Below are 11,242 nucleotides of genomic sequence, written 5' to 3'. Positions count from 1 at the left end.
CCTCGACAAACTCCCCTCACCCGGAGCCGCTTCGCGTCTCCGACCTCTCCCGCAAGCGGGAGAGGCAACGCCCGCGTGACCCGGCATCACCCTGCTTAGGCCGTCACGGCCTCCAACTCGTCCAGCAGGGCCAGCGCCATCTCGCGCTGCCCGGCCTCGATGTCGTGGATCAGCGCGATCAGCCGCGCCGTGATCGGGGTCGGCACGCCGTGCTGCGCCCCGATCTCGACGATCGGGCCCAGCTGGGCGTCGACCTCGGTCGGCCGGCGCCGCACCGCCAGGTCGCGCCAGATGCCCGAGTGGCTTTTCGCGGATTTGCGGTTGTGCGCCACCATGTCGTCGAAGGATTTCGTGGTCGCCTCCGCCGGCGCGCCGGGGCGGAAGGCCGTGGGGTCGAAGCCGTCGAACGCCTCGGGCTTGATCCCCTCGGCGGCGGCGACGGCGCCGACCTCCAGCCCCAGCCGGGTCAGCACCGGGCGGTAGCGCGGCGCCGCCAGCACGTCGGCGATCGAGTCCGGCGTCACCGCCGTGGCGAACAGGAGCGCGCCGTAGATCAGCTTGCCCCAGAGATAGCCCCAGATGTTGTCGGTCAGCACCGCATTCGGCTCGAACCGCCGCATCAGGCTGTGCAGCTGCTCGATCCGCGGCGTGCGCTCGCCATCCAGCTCGCCGACCACGACCGCGCCGCGGCCGCCATGCAGGATCACGCCGGGCTCGATGTAGTCGGCGCCGAAATTGACGAAGCAGCCGATCGTCCGGACCTTCTCGACCCTCGCCGCGATCACCCGCTCGTTCAGCCCGTTCTGCAGCGAGGCGACATAGCCGCAGCGGGTCAGATGCGGGGCCACGGCCTCGATCGCCGCCGCGGTGTGGTGCGCCTTGACGCAGAGGAACACCCGCTCGAACTCGCCCTGCACCGCGTCGGGCGTGACCGCGCGGGCCGGCACCGTGTATTCGGCCAGGGGGCCGGTGATGCGCAGCCCGCGCTCATTGATCGCGGCGACGTGGTCGGCGGCCTGGTCGACGAACAGGACGTCGATTCCGGCGCGCAACAGGGCGGCGCCCACGCTGCCGCCGATGGCGCCGGCGCCCCAGATCAGGATCGGCGAGGAGTCTCTCATGCCCAGGGTCCCTCGATCAGGGCGCGGGTCTCGGCCACCGCCACCTGCCAGATCGCCAGCAACTCCTCGTCCGGACGCTGGTAGTAACCGCCGAAATTGCCGTCGCCGAGATAGCGCCGCACCGCCTCGGGATCCATCACCCGCATCCGGGCGGAGTCGATCATCGGCTTGCGCTGGGTCGGCTGGTCGACCCCGGCCAGCCGGGTCCAGGGGAAATTCTCCATCCAGGAGGCGTGCGAGGCCTGGCCGTCGATCGACTGCACCTTGGCCCAGGTCTCCGGCGCGTTCCACCAGCTGTGGAACTTCACCGCCGTGCCCGGATGCGTGGTCATCCATTCCGTCGCCACCGACTGGGCCGGCTGGTTGCCGCCATGGCCGTTGACGATCAGGATGCGGCGGAAGCCGGTGCGGTGCAGGCTGTCCAGGATGTCCTGCACCAGCCTGGCATAGGTCTCGACCCGCAGGCTGACGGTGCCGGGATAGGCCAGAAAATACGGCGTGATGCCGTAGGCGACGACCGGGAACACCGGTACGCCCAGCGGTTCTGCCGCCTCGAGGCCGACCCGCTCGCTGAGGATGCTGTCGACCGACAGGCTGAGGCCGGCATGCTGCTCGGTGCTGCCCAGCGGCAGCACGGCGCGGTCGTCGCGCTGGAGCCAGGACTCCACCTGGCTCCAGTTCATCTCGCTGATCTTCACGGCACAGCCTCCTGCGGTTCGGCGACGCCCTCGGGCGAGAGCAACGGGACGATCTGCTGGTCGACATCCACCGGGTCCGGGCTGTGCCGGTACTCGATGGCCCGGACGCCCGGGCGCAGCCGCGGCAGCACGCTCTCGGCGCCGGTGGACAGGACGACGACGTCGGACTGGTCGATCACGCCGTCCAGCGCCGGGGTGCCCAGCGCGGCGGCGGCGACCTGGCGGACATGCGGGGCGAAGCGCTGCACCCCCGACTTCATGATCGGCAGGAAGTCGGCGAAGCGCGAGGCGATGCCGAGGCGGGCCAGCGGGTCCAGCCCGGCCAGGGCCCGGCGCGTCTCCTCCGACGGGATGAAGCGGATCGCGATCACCCGGCTGTCCGGCAGCAACGCCGCAGCCTCGCGCTGGCGGTTGGGGAAGGTCACCACCAGCTCGGCCTCCGCCGCCCGGCGGCGCGCCGCGTCGTCGCCGCGCAGCTCGTCCATGGTCAGCGGCTGCACCGCGGTGCCGGACGGCAGGCGCGACTGGATCGCCGCGGCATAGGCGCGGGTGGCGTCGCGGAACAGGCCGAGCATGACGACATTGCGCGCCCGCCGCTGCGGGCGGCGTTGGGCCAGGCGCGCCTGGACCATGCCGGTCAGGTCGGCCGGGGTCAGCCCGATCGCCATGGCGTCATCGATCAGATGGTCCAGCCGGTGCTGGATCTCGGCGATCTCGGTTCGGGGGCGCTGCCGCGGCTCGGCGCTCTCGGCCACGAAACAGCCGCGGCCGCGCCGGGTCTCGATCAGCCCGGCCTCGCGCAGGCCGCGATAGACCAGCGCCACCGTCATCGGCGCCACCGCCAGCCTCTCCGCCAGCTCGCGCACCGAGGGCAGCCGCTCGCCCGGGCTCAGCTCGCCGCAGGCGATGCCGTATTCGATCAGGCCCTTGACCTGGAGCCCGAGGGGCACAGGGAGCTCGCGGTCGATCTGCAGCTTCATGGGACAGGACTCTCCTGTATCAACCGACTAGCACACTCATTCCCGCAACGGCAACGCGGTTTCCGAATTTCGGCCAAGATGTTGCATTTGTTTCCGGATTGTGCCCATCCGACGTCGATTGACTCCTTCGCCACCCTCGCGCTAGCGTTCTAATACGCCAGAACACATGGCGACCCGGGAGGGCTTCAATCAACAGTGGAGGTCGCGATGAAGATGCTGCTCAAGGCAGCCGTGGCGGCGGTTTTGCTGGCGGGGACCAGCGCGGGGGCGCTGGCGGTCGAGCGCGGCGGCGAGTTGCGGTACGGCCGCTATGCCGACAGCCTGTTCCTGGACCCGGTGCTGAACGACGCCAACGTCGACATCTGGATCCTGACCAATCTGTACGACACGCTGCTGGCGCCCTCGGCCGACGGGCTGTCGGTGGAGCCGGGCCTGGCCAGCGCCTGGAAGGTGTCCGATGATGGCCTGTCCGTCACCCTGACCCTGCGCGACGGCACCAAGTTCTCCGACGGCAAGCCGATCACGGCCGACGACGTGAAATGGTCGCTGGACCGGGCCCGCAACCCGAAGAACGGCATCTGGAACAGCCTGGTCGCCTCGATCGCCGAGGTGACGATCCAGGACCCGAAGACGGTGGTGCTGAAGCTGCAGCACCCGGACCCGGCGATCATCGCCGCGCTGTCGACCTTCAACACCGCGATCCTGCCCAAGGCCGCCTTCGAGGCGACGCCCGGCGCCACCGACGACGAGAAGGCGCATGCCTTCGCCGAGCACCCGATCGGCTCCGGCCCCTTCATGTTCGACAAGTGGGAGCGCGGGTCGTCGATGCGGATCGTCCGCAACCCCTACTATTGGAAGGCGGGCGAGGACGGGAAGCCCCTGCCCTATCTCGACGCCGTCGATTTCGAGATCATCCCGGACGACGCCACCCGCATCCTGAAGCTGCAGTCGGGCGAGCTGGACGGGGCCGAGTTCATCCCCTATGCGCGGGTGGCCGAGCTGCAGGGCGACGCCGACCTGCAGATGCAGCTCTACCCGTCGACCCGGGTGCAGTACGTCGTCATGAACGTCCGGCCGAAGCTGGCCGACGGCAGCGACAACCCGCTGTCGAACGAGAAGGTGCGGCAGGCGCTGAACTATGCCGTCGACAAGGACGCGATCATCCAGATCGTCACCCATGGCGTCGGCAAGCCGCAGACCTCCTACATGTCGTCGGCGACGTTGTACCATTCCGGCGACACGCCGCTGTACCCGGTCGACGTCGCCAAGGCGAAGCAGCTGCTGGCCGATGCCGGCTTCCCCAATGGGTTCACCACCAGCGTCATGGCGTTGCCGGGCAACCAGGACCAGCTGGGCATCGGCGCCGCCGTGCAGCAGATGTGGGCGGCGGTCGGGGTGAAACTGGACATCGAGCAGGTCGACAACGCGACGCTGACCGACCGCTACCGCAAGGGCAATTTCACGATGCGGATGGCGGCCTGGACCGACGACCTGAACGACCCGAACGAGATCACCTCCTACTTCGCCTATTCGCCGGTGATCGACGCCCTGCATTCCGGCTGGAAGAACGAGGAGGTCGACAAGCTGTTCGAGGCCTCGCAGAAGGAGAGCGACGCCAAGAAGCGGGCCGAGGACTACGCCCAGATCCAGAAGATCTACAACGCGACGGGCCCGCTCCTGTACCTGTACGAGACGCCCTATCCGGTGGCGCTGCGCAAGAACGTGCAGGGCTTCGTCCAGATCCCGCTCGGCAACAACATCTTCGCCGGGGCGTATCTGACGAAGTGATGCGGATGCATGGGCCGGGCCGCCTCGTGACACGAACGCCAGTTTTCTCGAGTCCCCCCTCCCCTTGCGGGAGGGGGGCAGGGGGTTCGCACCGCTCGCCCCGATCGTCGGGCAAAGTATCGACCCTCGACATGCTTCAGCCCTGCCGCGTCGGTTCTCTTCGATCGACACCCCCCTCCCCCTGCCCCCCTCCCGCAAGGGGAGGGGGGACTCTTAGGGACAGAGAACGAGGTTCTGCCGGCTGGCCGCGAGGACAGGAGGCTTGCCGGTGAATCTGAACCACGTGGCCAAGCGGCTGATCCAGCTGGTCCCGACCCTGTTCCTGGTGCTGGTCGTGATCTTCGTGCTGGTCCGGCTGCTGCCGGGCGACCCGACCAGCGCCATGCTGGGCGACCGCGCCACCGATGCCGACGTGGCGCGGCTGAACGCCCAGCTGGGGCTGGACCGGTCGATCCCGGCGCAGTTCCTGCTGTTCCTGCAGCGCATCGTCCAGGGCGACCTCGGCACCTCGATCCACCTCAAGGTGCCGGTGATGCGCCTGATCCTGGAGCGGATGCCGGTGACCCTGGTGCTGACCGGCTTCGCCGCGCTGCTGGCGCTGATCCTGGCCGTGCCGCTGGCCTTCGCCGCGGCGATGCGGCGCGGGCGGGCCGCCGACACCGTGATCCGCGGCGCCTTCCAGGTCGGGCTGTCGATGCCGATCTTCTATCTCGGCCTGGTGCTGCTGACCGTCTTCGCCGCCGGGCTGCGCTGGTTCCCGGTCGGCGGCTATGGCGACGACTGGGGCGACCGGATCTGGCACCTGTTCCTGCCGGCCCTGACCCTGGCGCTGAGCCTGTCCGCCGTGCTGATGCGCAACCTGCGCGCGTCGATCATCGAGGTGCTGGGCGCGGAATATGTCGACTTCGCCCGCTCCAAGGGCCTGGCGCCGCGACTGGTGCTGGGCCGGCACGTGCTGCGCAACGCCCTGATCTCGACCGTCACCCTGTTTGGCCTGTCGGTTGGCACGCTGATCGGCGGTGCCGTGATCACCGAGACGGTGTTCGCCATCCCCGGCGCCGGCCGGCTGATGATCGACAGCATCTATGGCCGCGACTATCCCGTGGTGCAGGGGCTGACCCTGGCGATGGCGGTGCTGGTGGCGCTGGTGTTCCTGGCGACCGACCTGGTGCAGGCGGCGCTCGACCCGCGGGTGAAGGCGTGACCGCGACCGGCCTGGCCCCGGCCCGCGCCCGGCGGCGCCCCTCCGCCGCCCTGATCGCCGGCCTGCTGATCGTCGGCGTCAGCCTGGTCCTGGCGATTGCCCCCCATCTCGCGGCGCCCTACGACCCCACCGCCTTCGACTATCGCGCCCTGATGAAGCCGCCGAGCTGGGGGCACCCCTTCGGCACCGACAATTTCGGCCGCGACATCCTGAGCCGGGTGATCTGGGCCTATCGCGTCGACATGCAGATCGCCGTGTTCACCACCCTGTTCCCGGTCGTGTTCGGCACCGCGATCGGGGCGCTGGTCGGCTATTACGGCGGCATCTGGGAGCCGATCTTCGGCCGCATCGTCGACGTGGTCATCACCTTCCCCTTCCTGGTGTTGGTGATCGCCATCGTCGCCGTGCTGGGGCCTGGCCTGGTCAACATGTACATCGCGGTCGGCGCCGTCGGCTGGGTGTTCTATGCCCGGCTGACCGCGGCCGAGGTCAAGGTGCAGAACCGGCTGGACTATGCCGCCGCCGGCAAGGTGATGGGCTATGGCGACGCCCGCATCATCCTGCGGCACCTGCTGCCCAACGCGGCCTCGCCGGTGCTGGTGTACTGGATGACCGACATGGCGCTGTCGATCCTGCTGGGCGCCAGCCTCGGCTATCTCGGCCTCGGCGCCCAGCCGCCCGCCGCCGAATGGGGCCTGCTGATCGCCGACGGCAAGAACTTCATGTCCCAGGCATGGTGGATGACCATCTTCCCCGGCGTCGCCATCGTCGTCACCGGCTTCGGCTTCAGCCTGCTGGGCGACGGCGTCGCCGACCTGCTGCGGCCGGAATCATGAGCGAGACGGTGCTGTCGATCCGCGGCCTGACCGCGACCTTCCCGGCCGGCGGGGGTGAGGCCGCCGCGGTGGCCGGCGTCGACCTGGACCTGCGCGCCGGCGAGGTGCTGGGGCTGGTCGGCGAGAGCGGCTCGGGCAAGAGCGTCACCCTGCGCGCGGTGCTGGGGCTGGTGCGGCCGCCCGGGCGGGTCGGCGGCCAGGTGCTGTGGCAGGGCCGCGACCTCAGGACGCTGCCGGAGCCGGCGCTGCGCCGGGTGCGCGGCGGCGAGATCGCCATGATCTTCCAGGAGCCGATGACGGCGCTGAACCCGGTGCTGCCGATCGGGCTGCAGATCGACGAGAGCCTGCGGACGCACACCGATCTCGGCCGCCGGGCCCGGCGCGACCGGGCGCGCGAGCTGCTGGACCTGGTCGGCATCCCGGCGGCCGCCCGCCGGCTCGACGACTATCCGCACCAGTTCTCCGGCGGCATGCGGCAGCGGGCGATGATCGCGATCGCGCTGGCCTCGGAACCGAAGCTGCTGCTGGCGGACGAGCCGACCACGGCGCTGGACGTCACCATCCAGGACCAGATCCTGACCCTGCTGCTGCAGCTGCGCGACCGGCTGGGGATGAGCGTGATCCTGGTGACCCACGATCTCGGCGTGGTGGCGCAGAGCTGCGACCGCATGGCGGTGATGTATGCCGGCCGGGTGGTGGAGACCGGGCCGGTCGCCGCCGTGTTCGACCGGCCGCGCCATGCCTACACGCTCGGCCTGCTCGGCTCGGTGCCGCGCGGCGGCGGGCCGCGGCTGCCGCTGCGCTCGATCGACGGCGCGCCGCCGCCCTTGACCGAGCGGCCGCCCGGCTGCGCCTTCGCCCCGCGCTGCGCCTTCGCCACCCCGCGCTGCCGGGCCGAGCGGCCGGTGCTGGAGCCGGTGGAGCCGGACGCCGCTGTCGCCTGCTTCGAGAGCGCGCGGGTCGCCGCGGCAAAGGACGCGGCATGAGCGCGCCGATCCTGGAGATCGCCGGGCTGACCAAGCGCTTCCGGCTGGAGCGCACGGTGGCCGACGCGCTGCGCCGCCGCCCCCACCCGGCCGTGCACGCCCTCAACGGCATCGACCTGGCGGTCAAGCGCGGCGAGACGCTGGGCATCGTCGGCGAATCCGGCAGCGGCAAATCCACCCTGGCCCGCTGTATCGTCCGGCTGATCGAACCGGATGAAGGCACCATGCGCTATGACGGCGCCGACATTCGGTCGCTGGAGGGGGCGGCGCGGCGCGCCTTCAACCGCCGGGTACAGATGGTGTTCCAGGACCCGCGCGGATCCCTGAACCCGCGCATGACCGTGCGCCAGACCCTGGCCGAGGCGCTGTCGGTGCACCGCATGCGCCCGCGGGCCCAGATCCCGGCCCGCATCGCCGAGCTTTTGGACCTGGTGCGGCTGCCGCGCGAGGCGGCGGACCGCTATCCGCATGAATTCTCCGGCGGCCAGCGCCAGCGCATCGGCATCGCCCGGGCGCTGTCGGTCGAGCCGGACTGCCTGATCGCGGACGAGCTGGTCTCCGCCCTCGACGTCTCGGTCCAGGCCCAGGTGGTGAACCTGCTCTTGGAGCTGCAGCAGCGGCTGGGCCTGACCGTGCTGTTCGTGGCGCATGATCTGCGCCTGGTCCGCCACCTCTCGCACCGGGTGGCGGTGATGTATCTCGGCGGCATCGTCGAGACCGGGGAGACCGAGGCGCTGTTCGCGGCGCCGCGGCACCCCTACACCCAGGCGCTGCTGGCCGCGGCGCCCGACCTGGACCCAACCCGGCGCCACCGCGTGCCGGCGGCGCGGGGCGAGCTGCCCAGCCCGGTCGACCTGCCCACCGGCTGCCCGTTTCACCCGCGCTGCCCGCATGCCTTCGACCGCTGCCGGGTCGAGGCGCCGCTGCCCCGGCAGACCGAGACCGGCAGCGCCGCCTGCCACCTGCTGGACCAGGCGCCCGCCGCCGTGCCGCTGCCGCAGAAGGAAGCCGCCCATGGGCTATGACCGCTTCGCCGAGGAATCCGGCCGGCTGAACGACGTGCTGAATGCCGTCAACCTGCTGGTCTGGGATTCGCGCACCCAGATGCCGGCGGGCGGCGCCGCGGCTCGCGGCCGGCAGATCGCCACGCTGACCGCCATCGCCCGGCAGATCGCGACCGGCCCGGCGATGCGCGACGCCCTGGCCGCCGCCCGCGACGCGGTGGCCGGCGAGCCGGAGGGCAGCCGGCGCCGCCGCGCCGTGGCCGCGATGCAGGACGGCGTCGCCGCCCTGGACCGCATCCCCGAGACGCTGCTGCACGAGGCGGCGCTGCTGAAGACCGAGGCCCAAGCTGCCTGGGTGGCGGCGCGGGCCCGATCCGACTTCCCCGCCTTCCGGCCGTATCTGGAGCGCAGCTTCGCGCTGCAGCGCCGGATCGCCGATGCGCTGGGCTGGTCCGAGCACCCCTATGACGCGCTGGTGGCGCAATACGAGCCGGGTATGACCCTGGCCCGGCTGCGGCCCCTCTTCGCCACGTTGCGGGGCCGGCTGGTGCCGCTGATGCAGCGGGTGCTGGACCGGCCGCCGGCGCGGCGCGACTTCCTGGACCGCGACTATCCGGTGGACCGGCAGAAGCAGTTCGCCCGGGTGCTGACCGAGCGGGTCGGCTTCGACTACGCCCATGGCCGGCTGGACGAGACGGTGCACCCGTTCGAGATCTCCTTCACCCGCGACGATGTCCGCATCACCGCGCGCTACCGCCCCGGCTACCTGCCCGCCGGGCTGTTCGCGGCGCTGCACGAGGCCGGGCATGGGATGTATGAGCAGGGCATCGACCCGGAGATCGGCCGGTCGGCGCTGGCGACCGACATCATCAACCTCTACGCCGTCGGCGGTGCCAGCTTCGGCATGCATGAATCCCAGTCGCGGCTGCTGGAGAACCGGGTCGGCCGGTCCCGCCGCTTCTGGGAGCTGAATTTCGGCCTGCTGCACGACGCCTTCCCGGAGCAGCTGGCCGATGTCTCGGCCCTGGAGTTCTGGCGCGCGGTCAACCATGTCCGGCCGGGCCTGATCCGGGTCGAGGCGGACGAGCTGACCTACGACCTGCACATCATGCTGCGGGTCGAGCTGGAGGCCGCGGTGATCGCCGGCGACCTCGCCGTCGCCGACCTGCCCGCTGCCTGGGCCGAGCGGATGAAGGCCGATCTCGGCCTCGACGTGCCGGATGATGCCCGCGGCGTGCTGCAGGACGTGCACTGGTCGACCGGCTATGTCGGGTCGTTCCCGACCTACACGCTGGGCAACGTCATGGCGTCGCAGCTGTTCGCGGTGGCAGAGCGGGACCCGGCGGTGGCGGCGGGGCTGGAGGCTGGCGACTATGCGCCGCTGAAGCTCTGGCTGAACCGCGCCGTGCACCGCCACGGCCGGTCGCGCACGCCGGAGGAGATCCTGCAGGCCGCGACCGGCAGAGGCCTCGATCCCGAGCCGTACCTCGCCTATCTCGAGGCGAAGTATCCGCTCGCCGAGGCGGCCTAATACCAGAGTGACTATAAAAGATCGTCATTGCGAGCGCAGCGAAGCAATCCATGCGGCAGCTCTTGCTGGACCATGGATTGCTTCGTCGGCTGCGCCTCCTCGCAATGACGGTTCTTGCCGTCGCCTGAGGCCTGTCAGCCCAGCCCGAGAAGTTGACGCACCACAGGCACCAGCGCCGCGCCGATCGCCCGCGTGTTGGCCGCGTCGAGATGGATGCCGTCGACCGGTGACGCCGTGGCCACGGCCGCAGCGTCGAAGAAGGCGCAGCCGCAATAGTCCGCGGCCTCGCGATAGCGTGGCGCCAGCTTCCGGGATTCGTCGGCGCCGTTGCCGCCGGCGGGCTGCCAGTCGCCGCCAACGGTCGGTCCGAACAGCGGCGGCGCCACGATCAGCACCTGCGGCGCGGTCGCGCCCGCGCCATAGGGATAGGTGCGGGCGATCTCGACCAGCCGCTCCATCCCGGCCCCGGCGCCCTGGGCAGTGCCGCAGACATGCGGCTTCAGGTCGTTGGTGCCGAGCATGACGATCAGCAGATCGAGCGGCGAATGGCTGCCCAGCAGCGTCGGCAGGATGCGGGCGCCGTTGCGGTCGGCCGCCGCGCCGTGGTCGTCGAACATCGTCGTCCGCCCACCCAACCCCTCGGCGATCACCCGCGCCGCCCCACCCAGCCCGACCTCCAGCGCGCTGGGCCAGCGGTCCTCGAACGGATGACGGCCGCCGGTCTCGGCGTCGGCGCCATAGGTCAGGCTGTCGCCGAAGGCGAGGATGGTCCTGGTCAAGACGGTTCCCTCCGATCCAGCATCGGCCGCTGCGGCGACCTTGGGCGGGGTCACCGTGTCACAGAACGCGGTCCTGGCGAAGCGCTACATCATCTCCTGCCGCCGCCCACGGATCCGGGGGCGCTACGGGTCGGCGGGATGCCTGTTCCCGCTTCAGGCGGCGAAGGTCAGCACCACCCGCGTCCCGGTATGGGCCGGGTCGTGCTGCACGAGGGCCCCCAGCTTGCTGGCCATGGCGGAGATGATCTTCTGGCCCAGCCCGGTCGATCCCGCCGCGGCCGGGCCGATGCCGACGCCGTCATCCTCGACCGCGAC

10 protein-coding genes are annotated in these 11,242 nt (G+C 70.8%); 6 read left to right on the top strand and 4 right to left on the bottom strand.

The annotated features are described in order from the left end of the window. Positions 1-95: 95 nt before the first annotated feature. From ABDW35_RS22200 to ABDW35_RS22190, 3 genes are read right to left on the bottom strand one after another with little or no spacing between them, the layout of a single operon-like run. A complete protein-coding gene (locus ABDW35_RS22200) occupies positions 96-1,121 on the bottom strand; it encodes a 2-dehydropantoate 2-reductase (RefSeq protein ID WP_343716061.1) in 1,026 nt (341 codons plus the stop codon). Continuing rightward, complete coding sequence (locus ABDW35_RS22195) at positions 1,118-1,819, bottom strand: creatininase family protein (protein WP_343716060.1); 702 nt, start codon at positions 1,817-1,819, stop codon at positions 1,118-1,120. The genes ABDW35_RS22200 and ABDW35_RS22195 overlap by 4 nt, the downstream gene beginning before the upstream one ends. Beyond that, positions 1,816-2,799 carry a GntR family transcriptional regulator gene (locus ABDW35_RS22190; RefSeq protein WP_343716059.1) on the bottom strand — a complete coding sequence of 328 codons (984 nt, stop codon included), beginning with the start codon at positions 2,797-2,799 and terminating at the stop codon, positions 1,816-1,818. Before ABDW35_RS22190 ends, ABDW35_RS22195 begins: the two co-directional genes overlap by 4 nt. A gap of 207 nt (positions 2,800-3,006) precedes the next feature. Between ABDW35_RS22190 and ABDW35_RS22185 the strand changes: the two genes are divergently transcribed. The 6 genes from ABDW35_RS22185 (at position 3,007) to ABDW35_RS22160 (ending at position 10,148) form a co-directional block, all read left to right on the top strand. After that, positions 3,007-4,587 (top strand): ABC transporter substrate-binding protein, encoded by a 1,581-nt coding sequence (locus tag ABDW35_RS22185; RefSeq protein ID WP_343716058.1) that lies wholly within the window; start codon positions 3,007-3,009, stop codon positions 4,585-4,587. Between the two features lie 268 nt (positions 4,588-4,855). Continuing rightward, positions 4,856-5,791: an ABC transporter permease gene (locus ABDW35_RS22180; protein WP_343716057.1), complete on the top strand. Its 936-nt coding sequence runs from the start codon at positions 4,856-4,858 to the stop codon at positions 5,789-5,791. Next, positions 5,788-6,627 (top strand): ABC transporter permease, encoded by an 840-nt coding sequence (locus tag ABDW35_RS22175; RefSeq protein ID WP_343716056.1) that lies wholly within the window; start codon positions 5,788-5,790, stop codon positions 6,625-6,627. The genes ABDW35_RS22180 and ABDW35_RS22175 overlap by 4 nt, the downstream gene beginning before the upstream one ends. Beyond that, a complete protein-coding gene (locus tag ABDW35_RS22170) occupies positions 6,624-7,613 on the top strand; it encodes an ABC transporter ATP-binding protein (RefSeq protein ID WP_343716055.1) in 990 nt (329 codons plus the stop codon). The genes ABDW35_RS22175 and ABDW35_RS22170 overlap by 4 nt, the downstream gene beginning before the upstream one ends. Continuing rightward, positions 7,610-8,638, top strand: coding sequence for an ABC transporter ATP-binding protein (locus ABDW35_RS22165; protein WP_343716054.1), 1,029 nt, complete (start codon positions 7,610-7,612; stop codon positions 8,636-8,638). The genes ABDW35_RS22170 and ABDW35_RS22165 overlap by 4 nt, the downstream gene beginning before the upstream one ends. Continuing rightward, the gene (locus ABDW35_RS22160) at positions 8,628-10,148 is read left to right on the top strand and encodes a carboxypeptidase M32 (RefSeq protein ID WP_343716053.1); all 1,521 of its coding nucleotides are present in this window, start codon (positions 8,628-8,630) and stop codon (positions 10,146-10,148) included. The genes ABDW35_RS22165 and ABDW35_RS22160 overlap by 11 nt, the downstream gene beginning before the upstream one ends. Before the next feature lie 134 nt (positions 10,149-10,282). Here ABDW35_RS22160 and ABDW35_RS22155 read toward each other — a convergent pair whose 3' ends face one another. Continuing rightward, a complete protein-coding gene (locus ABDW35_RS22155; protein WP_343716052.1) occupies positions 10,283-10,927 on the bottom strand; it encodes an SGNH/GDSL hydrolase family protein in 645 nt (214 codons plus the stop codon). Between the last annotated feature and the right edge of the window lie 315 nt (positions 10,928-11,242).

The sequence above is a fragment of the Inquilinus sp. genome, assembly GCF_039594555.1.
Classification (GTDB): Bacteria; Pseudomonadota; Alphaproteobacteria; order DSM-16000; family Inquilinaceae; genus Inquilinus.
This window is presented reverse-complemented; position numbering and strand designations above follow the sequence as displayed.